The organism is Candidatus Villigracilis saccharophilus (assembly GCF_016711665.1).
Genome location: NZ_JADJSO010000031.1, coordinates 1 through 16,695 on the forward strand (window position 1 = coordinate 1; position 16,695 = coordinate 16,695).

Consider the following 16,695-nt stretch of genomic DNA (forward strand, 5'->3'; position numbering starts at 1 on the left):
GTTCTGACCATTCTGGAACTCGGTTCTGGAACCCTTCCACTGTGTAGGGTGTGGATGGTCGGCAAAGTTTAGGCTGTCGGGCCTGCTTGTTGCAGTAGGTGCAGGTTCAACCGTGTGGTCGTGGGCGTGGCTGGCACCTCGGTTGCAGTTCCATCCGGGGTAAAGTTGGCGACTGATAAGGTGGCGGTAAAGGGTGCGTCTTGGTGACGATCTTAAAGCCCCGGCAGGCACCCTTGCAGGCAGGGTTACCTCGGTCGGCGTTACCGTCGGGGTTGGAGAACCGTTCGGGAAAATGACGAATGAGCTTTTGTTTTTCTTTGATTGACTTCTTCATCGCTGACTTGGTGATGCCGCGTTTCTCCAGTTTCCAGACGGATCAAATGTTCATTGGATCATTTGATCCAGGACGGATTGGCCGATCGTTTCCGGTGAGTTGAGCTGCTACTGATCTGGGTTAATTGCGTGTCCGCACATCCATCCCAAATACCGGGCATACTGCTGGTATTGACTGTATTGAGACAACAATTGCTGGCGCTGCATACGCACGCGTGGCTCAAATTGGCTTGCCAAAATTTCAGTATTGGTCAACTTTTTGCCTACAGGTTTCTGATGCTGGAGTAGTTAACATCCAAATAACCATAAATGAGCAAAGAACAACACCGATAATTATGCCGACGAACGCATAAAGAATAATTTTGCTCTGCTGGCGTTCCCCGCTCCTCAAGGCGGGCAACGTTTTTGTAGAGGAAGCGGGCTTCTTGCCCGAATCGTCCGCCATATTCAAACTCCTTCATGCCCTCATGATTCCCGTCTTCTTGCTTGAGAGAATGCAGGCGAGGGAGTCGTTTATAAATTCGGGCATGGATGCATTGCAATTCCATGCCCCGAAATACTCTTTCGGTATTAGGAACGGCCTTCATCCAGTGGCTTGCCACTGAACGGCAGGAAAGCTACATGACGTGCCTGTTTCACTGCCGCAGCCACCACGCGCTGGTGCTTGGCGCAAGCGCCTGTCTGGCGGCGCGGGCGGATCTTGCCTTCTTCGGTTATATATTTGCGCAGCAGGTCGGTCTTTTTGTAGTCAATGACCAACAATTTATCGGCGCAAAATTGACAAAACTTCGGCTTTGCGAAAAACTTGCGGTCTCCGCCGCCTTCGCCGCCTGAATAATTACGTTCTTCACTCATGATTTACTCCAAAAAAACTAGAACGGGAATTCATCTTCCGCCATGGCAGAGCCATTGTCGGCGGAGGGGGCTCGTCCTGCGTATGACTGTTCGCATCGCGACGGTCGCCCAGCATCATCATTTCGTTCGCAACGATTTCCACGCTGGTATGTTTCTGACCTTCTTTATCGTCCCAGCGGCGGGTTTGCAAACGTCCTTCTATATATACCTGTTGTCCCTTGACGAGATACTGCTTGCAGATCTCAGCCAGGTTTCCCCAGGCCACCACGTTAAACCACTCGGTCTCGCTGTGGCGTTCTCCATCCGCACTGTTCCACGAACGGCTGACCGCAACAGAGAAAGTGGTCACGGGCTTTCCAGAAGGGGTGTAGCGCATCTCGGGATCTTTTCCAAGATGACCAATGATCTGAACTTTATTTAGGCCTCGGCTCATAATAAAATCTCCTTGGTAAAATTACCGGGCAATGCTACGAATAAACTACTCAGCTACAGAAAGCATGTGACGAATGATCGGCTCTTGATAACGCAGATTGCGCTCAAGATCAAATGTTGCGGCGGGATTCATGGTCATATTCAACAGGACATACTGACCTTCGCGGTGCTTCTTGATGATGTAAGCCATCTTGCGACGACCCCAAACATCCACCTTATCCACCGAACCGCCTGATTCGCTGATCCAGCCTTTAACTTTTTCTAGCACGACGTTAAAAGCAGTCTCATCCAGATCAGGCTGGATCACACAAACTAATTCATACTTACGCATAGGGAAAACCTCCTTTCCATGGGTTTGTTCCTATTCAAGCCGTGGGCTTGCCGGGAACGGAAAGGCACGTGGATTAAGACGCACCTGATTTAATAGCGGGCGAAGTTTACCACAAAATCTTTTTATCTGGATGAAAAAACGCCTCTTTCCTACCTGTGGAACTGCTTCTGTCCGAGCGGCATTTTATCGCACGTAGATGGGATTGCTATAAATCCAGCCGCGCAATTTCCCCAGATACTTAAGATATGCTTCGATACGATACACGCCAGCGTCCGTAGTGATGTGTGTCATGGACGCGCTTTTCTTCCAGGTTTGGACCACCTCCCCATCTTTAAGCAGGCGGATCTCCGCATCGGCTGGGAGTTTTGCCTGCAAGGTCACTCCGCCTTTCGCGGGCAGTTCATCGCCCATGAAGGCGGTTCTTTCCAAGCCCTGGGCGGTAAAACGGAATCCGCGCGTGGATGCGGGTAGATCATACCCAACGAAGCAGTGACCCTCTGCCAGCGCGGCGTAGATCGCTTTTTTATCCGCGTGGATCTCTCCGCTTAATGGATCATCCAATATCACATGCGTATTGACCGTGCGGAAGTGGAATTCATACGGGAAGATGACTCTGCTGATGGGTCCCATGCTCATGAGCAGTGCGTGCGCATCCGAGCCGCCGATCGCGACAACGGGACGTCCCTGGGAAAGTAATTCATCCCATCTCTCGATCGTGGCTGGAATGGGTTGATGTGCCACGAAAGACGGGAAAAAAGCATAAAAAGCGCCGTGTAATTTTGTCGGCACGACGGTTTTTAGCTCGCTGAGCGCATTCCATAATTCAATGCCGGTGTAATTTTGTACTGACCAGTCGTCCCAGGAAATGTCGAGTTCCTTGAAGGCTGGTGTCTCAGGATCGTCGGGGTGGGCCAGGAAGGATAATCCGCCGGCGTCCCGTACTTGATTGATCAGCAGCTGCGGACTCTCTGCGAATGCCGCCAGTTCGCGCCCCGCGCCCAGAACGAGCAGATGATTCTTCTGCGGGTCGCGCGCCTGATCGTGTACTTCCTCGCCGACCAACAGCATGATCTTTTTATTTTTTTCCTTGTAATAGCCTTCAAAGCCCTGCACCAGCACGTTATGGTCGGTCACGATCACCGCATCCACGCCGGCCGCAAGAGCCGCTTTGGCAATGTCGCGGTGGGTGCCGGTCCCATCGGAATAACGTGTATGCATGTGCAAATTGACCACAACTTCGTGCATGTATTTCCTCTTTTTAGAAAACCTTTGGAATATTTTGATGAATTACGGATTAATGAAAATTAATAAAGACTCACAAATCCGACGAACCCATATTTGACGATTCACTTCTGGAACAGGTATAATTTGCCCGCTAATTTCAAGGAGGCATATTGTATGAATAACTTTCTAAATATCGCGCTGATTATAACCTCAGTAGGTTTGATCCTCAGCATCATCCTGCAGAGCAAGGGCGCAGGTCTGGGCGGACTCACCGGTGCAGACACCGGCGGCGTCTTCACTGCCCGCCGCGGCATTGAACGAATTTTGTTTTGGGTGACGATCGGCTTAAGCGTGACCTTTTTTGGTCTCGTGATCGCCATCATTATTCTCGGACGCTAGGAATCAACTGCCTGTAAAGGCCGCCTGTCCATTGCCCTGAAGTATGCGGGGTGGCGGCGGCCTTTCTTTATTTCCCCAATATGAAAAGATTACGCTGGCAAATTTTGGTCGTAGCGATCACGGTGGTGATCGTGGCTTTGCTATTGCTAAGCCAACAGCCAATAAGTGTTATTACACTGCCCCAAGCCGCGCCTGGTGGTATTTATACCGAAGCGTTGATCGGCTCCATGGGCAGGCTCAACCCCATGCTGGATTGGAACAACCCTGCCGACCGGGATGTCAATCGGCTGATATTCAGCGGATTGATCCGTTTTGATTCACACGGACTACCTCAGCCGGATCTGGCCGAAGCGTGGGGAACTTCTCCTGATGGCATGCTGTACAATTTTTCGATAAGACCAAACGCGGTCTGGCATGACGGCGAACCTGTTACCAGTGATGATGTGATCTTCACGGTTGAGATGATCAAAAGTGCTGGGTCGCTTTTCCCCCAGGATATTAAAGACCTGTGGTCTCAGATAGAGATCAAAAGACTTGACGATAAGACGCTTCAATTCAAACTTGCCGAGCCATTTGCTCCGTTTTTGGATTATGCCACTTTTGGTGTCCTCCCAAAACATTTGCTCGAATCAGTCCCCGCTGACCAGCTTGCCACTGCCGATTTCAATCTCCAACCGATTGGCACAGGTCCGTTCAAATTTGAACGCCTGATGACCAGCTCAGGACAGATCACTGGTGTCGTGCTTGCGGTTAATCAAGATTATTATTTACAGCCCCCGTTTATTGAGCAGGTAGTATTTCGATATTATCCGAACTCTGCCGCCGCGTTTGATGCCTATCAACAGGGCGAGGTGCTGGGCGTAAGTCAGCTTACGAATGATGTACTCCAGCCCGCTTTGATGGAGACAAACCTTTCTGTTTACACCAGTCGTTTGCCCCAGCTGGGACTGGTTTTCTTAAACCTGAACAACCCCAGTGTGCCATTTCTGCAAAATGAAAAGATCCGCCATGCGCTTTTGCTCGGAATAAACCGAAACACAATCGTCTCGCATATTATGCAGGGACAAGCCATCGTTGCAGATGGTCCGATCTTGACTGGCTCATGGGCGTACTATGAAGAGATCCAGCACTACGATTTTGATCCCGATGCGGCCATGGTTCTTTTAAAAGATGAAGGCTATGTGATCCCCGCGGGCGGTGGGGATGTACGCGCCAAGGACGGTCAATCCCTGACCTTTACTCTGGTTCACCCCGACGACACGATCCACACCCAGATCGCTCAAACTATTCAAGCAGACCTGGCACTGATCGGTGTGCAGGTGGACTTGCAGTCAGTGTCCTACGACTCTCTGCTAAACGATTTCCTTGCCACTCGTAATTATCAGGCCGCTCTTGCAGACTTGAATACCGCGCGCATGCCAGATCCCGATCCGTATTTGTTTTGGCATCAATCCGAGGCTACGGGCGGGCAGAACTATTCACAATGGGATAATCGCACAGCCAGTGAATTCCTTGAAACCGCGCGCACCGAAGCGGACTTTGCATCACGTGCCCGTTTATATAGAAACTTTCAGGTAGTGTTTGCCAAGGATCTACCATCCCTGCCTTTGTATTACCCTGTTTATTCCTATGGCGTAGATTCACAGGTACAGGGCGTGCAGGTCGCGCCGATGTATGATATTAGTGACCGCCTCGCATTGATCAACGAATGGTATCTCGTCACACGCCGCACGCTTGAGCAAACACCTGTACCCACAGCCATACCATAAATAAAGGAGATGTATCCATGTCAGAAGCTCAGCAAGCTTTGGATTATGTTCGCGGAAATGGCGAACGCTATTTAAGTGAATTAAAGGATTTCCTTGCGATCCCTTCCATTTCCACTCTCAGTGAAAATAAAGGCGATGTTCAACGCGCCGCTGAATGGGTGGCTGCGCAGCTCCGTTCCATGAATATGGACAATGTGCAGATCATGCCGACCGCGGGACATCCCGTTGTGTACGGTGAATGGCTGGGCGCGGGCAAATCCGCACCGACCGTGATGATCTACGGACATTATGATGTTCAACCAGTTGACCCAATGGAGTTGTGGACAACCGATCCTTTTGAAGCCGTAGTGCGCGGAGATTATCTTTTCGCGCGAGGCTCTTCGGACATGAAAGGCCAGGTGATGGCTTCTCTCAAAGCGGTCGAAGCAATTGTCCGCACGACCGGATTGCCCATTAACATCAAGTGGCTGGTCGAAGGCGAGGAAGAGATCGGCTCGGAACATCTCGGCGAATTCATCAAAAATAATAAAAAATTGCTTGCCAGTGACTTTTGCTTGAATCCTGATGCGGGCATGATGGGACCCACCAAGCCAACCATTACCACGGCTTGCGCGGCCTGGCATATTTTGAATTGAAAGTGTATGGGCCTGATAAAGATCTACATTCAGGTCTGTTCGGCGGGACAATTCACAACCCCGCGCAGGCATTGATCGAGTTGATCGCGGGCATGCACGATAAGAACGGCAAGGTCATGCTGCCGGGTTTCTATGACAAGGTCCGCAAGTTGACCAAGAAGGAACACGAAGAATTCAAGCGCCTGCCTGAAAGTAATAAGGAATTGATCGCGATGACGGGCGTGCCTGCATTATGGGGCGAGCCGCAATTCCTTCCCTCTGAACGCACTGGCGCGCGGCCAACTTTGGAGATCAACGGCTTACTCTCTGGCTTCACGGGACAAGGTTCCAAGACAGTTTTGCCTGCATGGGCCATGGCGAAAATTTCCTGCCGCCTCGTGCCAGATCAAACTCCCGAAGAGACGTTCAAGCAAATGAAGGCGTATCTCAAGAAGAACGCGCCCAAGACCATCAAATGGGAATTGATCAATTTACACAACGCGGGCGCTGCCATTACAGACAGCAACTCCGCTGGTGTGCAGGCTCTCGCGAAGGCGCTCAAAACCGTTTGGGGCAAGCAGCCCTATTTCAGGCGTGAAGGCGGCTCGATCGGCTCGGTCGTCCTTTTGCAAAAATATGTCGGCGCAGATTCCATACTTACTGGTTTTGGCCTGCCCGATGACAATGTCCATTCACCCAATGAAAGACTTCATTTACCGACATGGTACAAAGGCATCGAAGCCTTAACACACTTTTTTTATAATTTCAAATAAATTGTAGGGGCGGGGTTACCCCGCCCCTACGGAAAATATTGGCGGAAAAATTTAATGGAAGATCGAATAATTACTTACGGCGGACAGGCAGTGATCGAAGGCGTGATGATGCGCGGGCAAAAGGCGTATGCCATCGCCATGCGCGCGCCCGATGGCACGATCGCGATCCACACCCAAAAACTTGCGAATGTATATCGCTCGGGCATTACCAAGATCCCCTTTTTGCGCGGATCAATTCTTTTATGGGATGCGCTCGGATTGGGCATGAACGCCCTGACGATCTCTGCGAATACCCAAACAGGTGAGGATGAAAAACTGGAAGGCCCAGCTCTTTATTTAACCTTGGGGCTGTCTCTCACTCTGGGCATTGGTCTCTTCTTTTTGCTGCCTGCCGGCCTCGGCGGACTTGCAGAACATTATCTCGGCTGGAGTCCCTGGCTCAACAACCTGGTCGAAGGCGTTTTGCGTTTGCTATTCCTGGTCGCATACATTTGGGGCATCAGCTTCATGCCGGATGTGAAGCGGCTCTTCATGTATCACGGCGCGGAACATAAGACCATCAACGCCTTTGAAGCGGGCGCAGAATTGACTCCCGAAGTCGTGGCGAAATATCCCATTGAACATGCGCGCTGCGGAACGGCATTCTTGCTCACGCTTGTTTTGCTTTCCATTTTGATCTTTACCGCGTTGGGACCCATGCCTATTGTATGGCGCCTTCTCACCAGAGTATTGTTCATCCCCATTCTGGCGGGCATTGCCATCGAATACATCCGCTGGACAGCGAACCATTTGGATAGCCCGTTTGTTCAAATGTTGATCAAACCCAACCTGGCTTTACAGCATCTCACCACAAGCACCCCTGATAACTCCATGCTGGAAGTTGCGATTGCATCATTCCAGTCCATGCGCAAAGCGGAGCAGGAAGCCGCGTAAAGTAGATGCTTTGGTGACTATCAGGTAATCATGCGATATTCAATATTTGATTACGACCTGAATCTCTTACAAAATCTTATTCATATAATAGACCAGCATCTTGACCACATTAAAAAAGAGGCTTTGCAAGTAGAGGATGCTGATAGTTTTGGATATTTTGATAATGCAGAACACATTATTGGTTTAGGCTTTGTTGCCTGCCAAACATATTTATCATCTATCTGCGGTTATTTGAAAATTGATAAACGAAATGCTTTATCTGTTGGGCCTCTTCATTCAAGCGGGCAAACAAAAGCACAAATAATCAATCATGCTGCAAATTATTGGAAACATAACAGCGAGTGGTCTTTTGATAAAAATAGCAAACAAAAGAAATTTGTGAAAGACGCATTTGAATTGATTGGTTTTCCAGTGGATACTGATTATCCATTGTCAGGCGTTTTAACAGAAGTGGTATTTCCAGACAATGCTGCTTTTGAACCAATAATAAAGATATTGGAATCGTGGCGAGATGAATTACAACCCTTACCATCTGCCGATGAGTAGCAGTTGATAAGGGTTGAAAAATATTTAATATAAAAGGATTTGGAAATTCACAATTTCCAAATCCTTTTATATTACGCAATGTCGTTCTGAGCGGAGCGAAGAACCTCTACGATTATCTCAGAGACCATTTGCTCAGGGAATCATAATTGAGCCGTTGATCAAAACGCAATCTCGCCGATCTGCTCAAAATTGATATCGAATAATTCCTCGGTGGCGGTTTCCAATTCAGCGTCGGCGGCGTCACCGGCGCGGATGCCTCTGTCGCAGTAGGATCTGTAGGGGCAGTAACTGCACTTCGAGACATCATCAGTTTTCGGGAAGTCTGATGCGGAAGCTATTTCATCAGCGATCTTAATAAGCGCATCCCAATCCCGTTTGTATTGATCCGCTTTATAAACAAAGCGCGCAGGTTCAGTGGGGAAGTCGGCGAACCAATAAACCATTTCGATCTGTTCGGGTGTGAACGGTTTTCCACCATTCAAATGCGCACCCGCCTGTACCAGCAAGGCACGATAGACGCGCGTCTGCCAGCGGATGTGAAGGAATTCGTTCTTTGGGCGTTTGCGATAGGTTTTCCAATCGTAGATTGTGGCTTTGTTATCGCCAATTGCGATCAGATCATACTTCGCGACCAAACGGAATTTTCCAAGCGGCGCGGAAAGCGTGACTTCCGCGTAAAGACCTGACAGGTCTGTGAGACCTGTCAGGTCTTTTGCATTAACATAATTCTCCCACCACCTTTGCAGATTATCCGTGTTCGCCAGTTTGCCGACCTGCTCCGCAGGGATGCCGATCAGGTGCTGCTGTACGAGGCGGTGAAAATATTCGCCTTCCTGCTGATGCTTTTCGTTTTCGAGGGCAGGCTCACTTTCAACGGCGGGATACGCCAAATGCTGGATGTAGCGCAATTCAAAGCGGCGCGGGCAATCGTAGTAATCCTGCAAAGACGACTGGCTGAGGGAGTGCAATTGTTCTGTCATGTTCTTATTTTGCCACAGATTGAGACCCCTATGCTATACTTTTAAAAAATAAATGGAGTACCCATGGGACAGGATAATCAAGTAGCTGTATTCATAGATTACGATAATGTTGAAATGAGCGTGGAAGACGCACTCGGCAAGGGGACTGAAGTGGATTGGGCGAAGGTGCTTCAAAACGCAACCAAGTTGGGGCGGGTGGTCCTGCGCCGCGCCTATGCAGATTGGGCCGAGGCCGCCAGCAAGCAACGCCTGCTGCTCGGCCTTGGCGTCGAGTTGATCCACGTCAACAGCAAGCGCGGCAAGAATGCGGCGGATATTCGGATTGTGATCGACGCGTTAGAACTGCTTCACAGTGACCAAAATTTGTTCACCCACGTTCTGCTCGTTTCAGGCGACGGTGACTTCACCGAACTGGTGCATCGCCTGCGTTCGCATGGAAAGAATGTGATCGGTATGGGCGTCACCGGCACCAGCGCGGAATATCTGGTTAACGCCTGCGATAAATTCATCTATTATGACAGACTTCCAGGGGTGAACAAAGTTAAGAAAAACAATCAAAATCCGCCCGCGCAAAAACAGAATAGCGGCGCCAGTCCGAAGCCAAGCCTGTCGACAGCCACCACACCGGAAGGAAAATTGCAACAATATTCAAACTTGCTTGCAGCCAAAAGATCCGCGTCGCGAAAGGTGAGCATCGTCCGCTGGTGATCTACAAAATTTATGAGATTGGTCAAGAACCATCCCTAATCAACTGACCTTCAATCAATTGAAGGAACAAGTCGAGGAATATTTTTCAAGGCAAACACCGAAAATAGAAACACAGATCGTCACGGATATTGTTTACCAGCTCTTCTATACCTTTTGTTTTGAGTTCGATCCCGAAAGCCATGAACGCATTTTGGACCGCAAAATGTTTTTTGGGGCCGATGTACATAAGGCGTCCGACCTGCTTGAGAAATGTGACCGCAAACTTTTGCAATTGCTGGTCTCTGATCTGGGCGCTCCCGAAAAAATGGACGGTGAAATTGCCGCGCTTATTTTGTATGGCGGCGTTCTCACCCCGAAGGTGCTGGATCACATCGCCGATCTGGTTCTGTCTGAATAAAATCAGTTATAATCGCGAACATGATCTACAAATTTCTCGCAGGCAAATCTCCTCTCATCATTGGCGTACGTGGCTTCATTTTCACCACACCTTCTGGAATCGCGCCTGTATGCTGAAAGCATGAATGTAATTCGTCAACTTTCTCACGCCGCAGGCTGCCCTGCGGCGTTTTTATTTATAACAATGGAAATATAAAATGGTACAACTTCAACTCGCAAACATCACGCTTGTTCTCGGTGCAAAACGCATCTTCGAAAATTTAAATTGGGAAATCCAGAGCGGACAGAAGATCGGTCTGATCGGTGCGAATGGCGCGGGGAAATCTTCGCTCTTCAAGATGATCGAAGGCGAGCATTCTCCCGAAATGGGCGGAGTCATCACCCGCGCCCGCCTCATTACAACGGGATACCTGTCCCAGTCACCCGAGCTTGATTCTTCGCTGACAGCGCTGGATGCCGCGCTTGCGGGCAATCCGCGTGTGGCAGAAGTCCATGCTGAATTGGAACGCGTGGAAAATAGTCTGGGCGATCCTGAAGTCTATGGCAATGAACGTAAACTTCAACGCGCGCTTGAAGTACAACATAAGCTCATCGAAGAATATCACGCGCTCGGCGGAGACTCTTATCCCGCGCGCGTGCGTGACCTATTGCTCGGGCTGGGACTCGCTCAAAGTGAACTGACCAAGCCTCTGTCCGTGCTGAGCGGGGGACAGAAAAAACTGGTCGGTCTGGCGCGTCTGCTTCTTGTCCGTCCAGACATCCTGTTGTTGGATGAACCCGATAATCATCTTGACCTGCCTGGAAAAATGTTCCTCGAAAAACTTATCCGCGAATACGAAGGGACAGTGGTGCTGATCTCGCATGACCGTTATTTGCTGGATGCCGCTGTTACCCACATCGCCGAATTGGAAGACGGCAAGTTGACTTTGTTCGAAGGCGATTATTCATCTTTTATTACAGACAAGGAATTGCGCCTGGCGCGGCAGGAGGAATTATTTCAAATCCAGCAGCGCGGACTCGCCCGTATGGAAATGGCGATCAAGCGTTATCGGGTTTGGGTTCAGTTCAACGATAAATTCGCCACCCGCATCCACGCCATGGAGGCGCGCATGGCGCGTGTGGATAAGATCGAGAAACCAAACTTGGACCGCAAGCGTATGGACTTGCGTTTAAGCGGCTGGCGCGGCTCGAATAAAGTATTGGAACTTGCCGGTATTTCAAAATCGTTCGGTTCAAGGAAAATATTTTCGGGTCTAAACGAAACCATCTGGCATGGAGAGCGTGTTGGATTGATCGGTCCGAACGGCGCAGGAAAATCCGTTCTGCTGCGAATGATCCTTGGCAACGAAACGCCTGATACAGGCGAAATAAAAATTGGCCCCAGCATTTCCATCGGACATTACGCGCAGGAACATGAAACGCCTGATTTCAATCAAACTGTTGTGGATGCTGTCCGCTATGCGGGTGAGATGAGCGAAGGGAGAGCCACCGCTTTTCTCCTGCATTATCTTTTTACCTACAAACAAGTTTCGCAAAGATCGGCGAACTCTCAGGCGGCGAGCGCAGTCGTTTGCAGCTTGCGCTGGTTGTTTTATCCGGCGCAAACTTTTTGCTATTGGATGAACCCACGAATAATCTGGATATCGCTTCTGCCGAAGTGCTGGAACAGGCTCTCGAAGATTTTGTCGGCACGGTGCTGGTCATTTCACATGACCGTTATTTCCTCGACCGCACGGTTGAGCGGCTGCTTGTGATCGAAGATGGTCAGCTGGTTGAATATCAAGGCGGCTATAGCGATTATCTTGAAAAGAAAGATAAAAATCCATAAAGCCTTATGCTATACTCGGTTTACATCTCACAAAACATATAAAAATGGGAGTCTCCTATGCCGAAGAATATTGTGTTGACCCTGACAGGCCGCGATAAGATCGGGCTCGTTGACAACGTTACGAATGTGATCGCAAAGCGTACGGGCAATGTGATTGCCAGCCGCATGGCGCGCCTTGGCGGGGAATTCGCCATACTCATGCTGATCTCTGTCCCTGATAGCGAATTCGCAAATCTTGATCAGGATTTTCAGCAAGTGCGCGGAGAGGGATATCAGGTCACTCTTTTGCCGACTGAGGATGATTCAAAGAAATATGCGGGCTGGCTGCCTTATGAGATCGAAGTGACCGGCGCAGATCATGAAGGTATCATCCACGAGATATCGCACCATCTTGCTACTCAGCGCATCAACATCGAAAATATGGACACGAGTTCCGCGCCCGCGCCGATGAGCGGCACACCCTTGTTTACAATGAAGGGGATTGTTCTTGTCCCGCCGCATTTGAACTTTCATGTCTTGAGCGACGAACTCGAAGAGATCGGTGATAAATTGAATGTGAATGTAAAAGTGGAAATGGTGAAGTAGGGGAAAGCGAAAAGCAAAGGCGGAAGGCAGTCAACCTGCCTTCCGCCTTTTTCTACTAACTACTCGTATCTAAATCTCATCACGCCGATGCGAAAAGAAGACCGCCGCAAACCCGAGCAAGACTCCTGCTTCTGGCAGAATTTGGATCAGACTTCAGTTGCGTATGACCAGATCTAATAATCCCTGCATGGCCCATGTGGTTGGCAATATCTTGACGATGTTTTGAACAACAGCGGGGAATAATTCCAGCGGATACCAGCATCCGCCCGCAGGCGCATGACCGTACCCATCGTGATGCTTAATCCGCTGGCCTGACCCTCGGTCTTGATGAACGTGCCCGTTGTTGTTCCGATCGCGCCTGCGTGTTGCGGCGGCAGGAAGGATGACAAACAAGGCTGCAATGGTTCCGCCCCAAGTAAGTTTCATTACGAGGCTGCCAAATAGGATCGCAGGGACATTTGCACGAGCGCCATGACGACTTGGCCGGAGATCGTGCCGAGCAGGTAGGTGGCTTTGCTCGTCGGTGTGGTCAGAACACGGCGCAGCGTTCCCTGCTGACGTTCATAGGCAAATAAACCTGAGATTCCGAACAATGGGATGAATACCCAGGTGATCAGTTGTCCCGCTGACGAACTGGCGCGCGGATCATATTCAATGCGGTCCGGGGTTGAGCCTTCGACGACGGTCACACGCTCGGGGGCGTCCGCCTGCATGGTTTGAGCTAATTTCAATGCATCATCAAAATAGGCCTGACGGTCTGCTTCGGATTCGAATACCCCATTCTCTTCGGCTGTTTTTACCGCATTATTCGCTGCGTTGACCGCGCTGCTGACACTGCGCAGGGCTGTTTGCACGGCGCGCTCGGCGACAGTGGCATTTAGGTTGTTCGGCTGTTGGCGAAAATTAACCTGGGCTGTGCCGTCTTGAATGGCTTGTAGATCCAGGTCTGCGGGAATGACTAGCACCACCGTTGCGCGGCGTGAATCAAATTGATTCTCAGCTTCTTTTAAAGATAATACTTCGGGCCGTACCGCTGTGGATCTATCCAACTCAGCGATGATGTTTTGTGAGATGACAGTATTGGCTTGATCTACAACAACGAGGCGCACGGTTGTCGTCGTTATTGGATGGAGTCCCGCCCGCGAGCAGAAAAGTGAAGATAAGTGGCAGGATAATGAAGAACAGCAACTCTGATGAGCTTGCAAATCGGACGATGGCATCGCTTCAGGCGATGGCAAATAATTTTTCATTTCTGCACCAAATTCTTTTTGCCGAAGAGCACGACAGAAACCAAAAGCAAGATCAGTGCCCATCGTAAGCAGGGCGACTATCGGCGAGGAAAGATCCGCTAAAGTTCCTCCAAGTCCGAGAGTTGTAAACCCATCCAATGCCCATGCATTGGGAGTGATCTTACTGAAAGTTTGAATCGCAGGTGGCATTTGATCGAGGCTGATGAAACTTCCGCCCATAATGCCGAAGATCAGCATGATGGCCGAACCGACGCTGGCGACTTGCGCGGGTGTGCGTGCCAGCGCGGTGATGAACATGCCCCAGCCTGTTGCGCCAAAGACGGCCGCGAGCACGAGGATGATTACTCCGAACGGGTCACCCCATTTGAGTTGAAAAAATAAGGATGATGCGCCGATGACGATCAACATTTGCCTGCGCCCGGTAGGAAAATTCCAAAAACTTTTCCGCCTAAAATTTGTGTGGACTTGTCGGAAAGACAGTAAGCGCGGCAGAGTGCCTTGCGCTTTTTCGGCAAGGATGGAACGCCCGCCGTAGCTGACTGTGTACATCAAGAACATCAGCGCCATACCCGGGGCGAGGTAAGCAAGGATGTCAAACTTCACTTCCTCGCCATCAGCGGTGGATGATTGCCGATCCTTGTTGCGCTTTCTGTTGTCTCAGTTTTGCGGTCTTTCGCCCATGGCGATGCCCGCTGCCTCGGCGAGTCCGGGTGTGATCGTCCGCTGAGCGCGAGCTGCAAGATGGACACGCCGCCGCTGGCTGCCCTCATTCACACGGCTAAGGAATTCATCTACAACGGCTTTTACAATTCCCGCGCCAGTGGGTCTGGATGGATTTGTATATACTTCGATCCTTACTGGTTCTGCCGTGACTGCGTCCGGGTTATTAAAATCACCCTGCTGCGGGAGGATGGATCGCGTGAAGCCTTCCGGAATGACTGACAACTGCCGCGGCCTCGCCTCCGTCAATTAATCACCGAGCCGCTTCTGGGTCGGACGATGCGCTTGGTTCCATCAAATCGGCAAGTTCTGCCGAAGTGAACACATCTGCCAACGCGTTGCCCAGCTGTTCATTATCCAAATTCACGATGATGACGGGAATATCAGAAAGACCGCTGTTGTTATTGCCGCTGAAGCGGCCCGTGACGAGACCGAGACCGAGTGTCAGAACAAATGGCGCGGCCAGCATGAGAATCAGCGCAGCTCGGTCGCGGAATGCGAGGCGTAAATCTTTGATACCAATGAGGAATGTTTTTAGCATGGGATTCTCTTATTCTGGAGTGCAGGAGGTTACTCCTGCGCGTCCGACAACGCGCTGTCGGACTCCAAACAATCACGTAGCGCTCTCTGCCCGTCGAGATGTAAAAACACCGCTTCAAGATTCGGAAAACGGTTATCGATCGAGGCGGATCTTGATACCGCGTTCATTAGCTTTACTCCTACCGAAGCAGCACATCCTTTGCGGAGGGCGTGATTTGATGGAAAATTTCGGGTACCGATCCGTTGGCTTCGAGGTACATCCTTAATCCACAGAATGACGGAATCAGCGCTTGCGGGTCATCGTTTTCGTTGATGTGCAGAATCAGTGTTTCTGATTGGCCGACCTGTTGGGTTAATTCCTTTTGCGAGCCAATGGCGATCAACTCGCCGTGGTCAATGATGCCAACGCGATTGGACAGTTCTTCCTCTTCTTCCATATAATGCGTGGTATAAAAGCAATGTCATACCTTGTTTGTTCAAATCGTTGACCGTATCCAGAATCGCGGCGGGATTACGGGTCAATACCCACGGTAGGTTCACCCATGAACAACAAACGCGGTTTGTGGAGTAAGCCACGCCGATGTTGACGCGCCGCTACTACCACCCGAATAGAGTTTTGACCCTGTCTTTGGCTTTATCGGTCAAGCCAATTTGCTCGAGGACTTCGTCTATTCTTGAGGTCAGCGATTTTCCGCTCAAGTTATACATTTGTCCCCAAAAGACCAGATTCTCACGGGCGGTCAGATCTTCATACAGGGCAAGATCTTCGGAACTACGCCTATGACGCCTCGTTACACCGCCATTGAGTCTTTTGACCGAGTGTCCGTAATGACCGCGTCACGAAGCTGGGTGTGTATAAATTTGAGCATAGGTAAATGTTGGTCTTCCCTGCGCCGTTGGGGCGGAACAGGCCGAAGATTTCACCTTCTTCGGTATTGAACGAGACACTTTACGGCGGAAATCACCAATTTTAACGGGTTTTGGACTACAAGTTGATGTCATATTTACTCCTGAAAGAAATATAGTTCATTGGAAGACTGACAGGTTTACAATGAAATCGGTTGCTTATTCCTGCTTTCCAATACTGATACTCGTTAGGTTGTTTCAATACCTTTGCACTTCCCCATGCGGTAAATCTTTAACATTAACCTCTTTATCCCCGTCCTATCGTCATCCGCTACCGTTGAATTGATCGCTTCTTCATGATGAACGAGCCGCGGAGGCCAATAACGGGTCGAGATGATCATTAGATAAAGTTTGAATATTCGGGATTCCCTTTTCATCCCCATGCGTGGCATTGGAGTTGGCGATTGAGAATGCAGGAAAATATCCCTTGAAGCCGTTTCCCCAGCTGCCTGTACGTACCATTCCGAGCGTCGCGCGCGTTTGCCGATCGTTTGAGGTTGGTGGGGACGCATTGGTGCATCCGTTTGCGATGATGACGATTAGCGAGCCGCTTTCTTGCGAATGGGTCTTCAC

At 50.1% G+C, this 16,695-nt stretch carries 22 protein-coding genes and 1 pseudogene; 10 read left to right on the forward strand and 13 right to left on the reverse strand.

All coding sequences use genetic code 11. The annotated features are described in order from the left end of the window. Positions 1 to 596: 596 nt before the first annotated feature. The 5 genes from IPL17_RS11400 to IPL17_RS11420 all read right to left on the reverse strand — a co-directional run bounded on the left by IPL17_RS11400 (position 597) and on the right by IPL17_RS11420 (position 3,196). On the reverse strand, positions 597 to 920 hold the full coding sequence (locus IPL17_RS11400; RefSeq protein ID WP_345307211.1) for a hypothetical protein: 324 nt from the start codon (positions 918 to 920) through the stop codon (positions 597 to 599). Beyond that, entirely contained in the window at positions 904 to 1,188 is a 285-nt protein-coding gene (gene rpsR, locus IPL17_RS11405; RefSeq protein WP_345307212.1) for a 30S ribosomal protein S18, read from the reverse strand. Before rpsR ends, IPL17_RS11400 begins: the two co-directional genes overlap by 17 nt. After that, positions 1,181 to 1,621 (reverse strand): single-stranded DNA-binding protein, encoded by a 441-nt coding sequence (locus IPL17_RS11410; RefSeq protein ID WP_345307213.1) that lies wholly within the window; start codon positions 1,619 to 1,621, stop codon positions 1,181 to 1,183. The genes rpsR and IPL17_RS11410 overlap by 8 nt, the downstream gene beginning before the upstream one ends. A gap of 45 nt (positions 1,622 to 1,666) precedes the next feature. Continuing rightward, entirely contained in the window at positions 1,667 to 1,951 is a 285-nt protein-coding gene (rpsF, locus tag IPL17_RS11415; RefSeq protein WP_345307214.1) for a 30S ribosomal protein S6, read from the reverse strand. Positions 1,952 to 2,134: 183 nt separating this feature from the next. Further along, entirely contained in the window at positions 2,135 to 3,196 is a 1,062-nt protein-coding gene (locus tag IPL17_RS11420; protein WP_345307215.1) for a CehA/McbA family metallohydrolase, read from the reverse strand. 153 nt (positions 3,197 to 3,349) lie between these two features. Here IPL17_RS11420 and secG point away from each other — a divergent pair, with 153 nt between their 5' ends. The 6 genes from secG to IPL17_RS11450 all read left to right on the forward strand — a co-directional run bounded on the left by secG (position 3,350) and on the right by IPL17_RS11450 (position 8,209). Next, positions 3,350 to 3,574 (forward strand): preprotein translocase subunit SecG, encoded by a 225-nt coding sequence (gene secG, locus IPL17_RS11425; protein ID WP_345307216.1) that lies wholly within the window; start codon positions 3,350 to 3,352, stop codon positions 3,572 to 3,574. 80 nt (positions 3,575 to 3,654) lie between these two features. Further along, positions 3,655 to 5,343, forward strand: coding sequence for a peptide ABC transporter substrate-binding protein (locus IPL17_RS11430; RefSeq protein WP_345307217.1), 1,689 nt, complete (start codon positions 3,655 to 3,657; stop codon positions 5,341 to 5,343). Between the two features lie 17 nt (positions 5,344 to 5,360). After that, positions 5,361 to 5,978: a M20/M25/M40 family metallo-hydrolase gene (locus IPL17_RS11435; RefSeq protein WP_345307218.1), complete on the forward strand. Its 618-nt coding sequence runs from the start codon at positions 5,361 to 5,363 to the stop codon at positions 5,976 to 5,978. Positions 5,979 to 5,980: 2 nt separating this feature from the next. Then, complete coding sequence (locus IPL17_RS11440) at positions 5,981 to 6,730, forward strand: M20/M25/M40 family metallo-hydrolase (protein WP_345307219.1); 750 nt, start codon at positions 5,981 to 5,983, stop codon at positions 6,728 to 6,730. Positions 6,731 to 6,784: 54 nt separating this feature from the next. After that, positions 6,785 to 7,663 carry a DUF1385 domain-containing protein gene (locus IPL17_RS11445; protein ID WP_345307220.1) on the forward strand — a complete coding sequence of 293 codons (879 nt, stop codon included), beginning with the start codon at positions 6,785 to 6,787 and terminating at the stop codon, positions 7,661 to 7,663. A gap of 30 nt (positions 7,664 to 7,693) precedes the next feature. Then, entirely contained in the window at positions 7,694 to 8,209 is a 516-nt protein-coding gene (locus IPL17_RS11450) for a hypothetical protein (protein ID WP_345307221.1), read from the forward strand. Positions 8,210 to 8,367: 158 nt separating this feature from the next. Here IPL17_RS11450 and IPL17_RS11455 read toward each other — a convergent pair whose 3' ends face one another. Beyond that, the gene (locus tag IPL17_RS11455; protein ID WP_345307222.1) at positions 8,368 to 9,189 is read right to left on the reverse strand and encodes a PD-(D/E)XK nuclease family protein; all 822 of its coding nucleotides are present in this window, start codon (positions 9,187 to 9,189) and stop codon (positions 8,368 to 8,370) included. Between the two features lie 63 nt (positions 9,190 to 9,252). Here IPL17_RS11455 and IPL17_RS11460 point away from each other — a divergent pair, with 63 nt between their 5' ends. The 4 genes from IPL17_RS11460 (at position 9,253) to IPL17_RS11475 (ending at position 12,706) form a co-directional block, all read left to right on the forward strand. After that, complete coding sequence (locus IPL17_RS11460; protein ID WP_345307223.1) at positions 9,253 to 9,897, forward strand: NYN domain-containing protein; 645 nt, start codon at positions 9,253 to 9,255, stop codon at positions 9,895 to 9,897. Positions 9,898 to 9,955: 58 nt separating this feature from the next. Next, positions 9,956 to 10,294, forward strand: a complete 339-nt coding sequence (locus tag IPL17_RS11465) for a hypothetical protein (RefSeq protein ID WP_345307224.1) — start codon at positions 9,956 to 9,958, stop codon at positions 10,292 to 10,294. A 196-nt stretch (positions 10,295 to 10,490) separates the two neighbouring features. Continuing rightward, positions 10,491 to 12,047 carry an ABC-F family ATP-binding cassette domain-containing protein gene (locus IPL17_RS11470; RefSeq protein ID WP_345307225.1) on the forward strand — a complete coding sequence of 519 codons (1,557 nt, stop codon included), beginning with the start codon at positions 10,491 to 10,493 and terminating at the stop codon, positions 12,045 to 12,047. A gap of 131 nt (positions 12,048 to 12,178) precedes the next feature. Beyond that, positions 12,179 to 12,706, forward strand: coding sequence for an ACT domain-containing protein (locus tag IPL17_RS11475; protein WP_345307226.1), 528 nt, complete (start codon positions 12,179 to 12,181; stop codon positions 12,704 to 12,706). Positions 12,707 to 12,859: 153 nt separating this feature from the next. Here IPL17_RS11475 and IPL17_RS11480 read toward each other — a convergent pair whose 3' ends face one another. The 7 genes and pseudogenes from IPL17_RS11480 to IPL17_RS11510 form a co-directional block, all read right to left on the reverse strand. Next, on the reverse strand, positions 12,860 to 13,132 hold the full coding sequence (locus IPL17_RS11480) for an ABC transporter permease (RefSeq protein ID WP_345307227.1): 273 nt from the start codon (positions 13,130 to 13,132) through the stop codon (positions 12,860 to 12,862). Continuing rightward, a complete protein-coding gene (locus IPL17_RS11485) occupies positions 13,132 to 14,559 on the reverse strand; it encodes an ABC transporter permease (RefSeq protein ID WP_345307228.1) in 1,428 nt (475 codons plus the stop codon). Before IPL17_RS11485 ends, IPL17_RS11480 begins: the two co-directional genes overlap by 1 nt. Positions 14,560 to 14,613: 54 nt before the next feature. Then, the gene (locus IPL17_RS11490; protein WP_345307229.1) at positions 14,614 to 14,901 is read right to left on the reverse strand and encodes a hypothetical protein; all 288 of its coding nucleotides are present in this window, start codon (positions 14,899 to 14,901) and stop codon (positions 14,614 to 14,616) included. Positions 14,902 to 14,929: 28 nt separating this feature from the next. Continuing rightward, positions 14,930 to 15,217 carry a hypothetical protein gene (locus tag IPL17_RS11495; RefSeq protein WP_345307230.1) on the reverse strand — a complete coding sequence of 96 codons (288 nt, stop codon included), beginning with the start codon at positions 15,215 to 15,217 and terminating at the stop codon, positions 14,930 to 14,932. Between the two features lie 29 nt (positions 15,218 to 15,246). Continuing rightward, positions 15,247 to 15,384, reverse strand: a complete 138-nt coding sequence (locus tag IPL17_RS11500; RefSeq protein ID WP_345307231.1) for a hypothetical protein — start codon at positions 15,382 to 15,384, stop codon at positions 15,247 to 15,249. Between the two features lie 11 nt (positions 15,385 to 15,395). Beyond that, entirely contained in the window at positions 15,396 to 15,653 is a 258-nt protein-coding gene (locus tag IPL17_RS11505; RefSeq protein ID WP_345307232.1) for a hypothetical protein, read from the reverse strand. Positions 15,654 to 16,416: 763 nt separating this feature from the next. After that, a pseudogene (locus IPL17_RS11510) lies at positions 16,417 to 16,695 on the reverse strand (hypothetical protein); the annotation flags it as partial.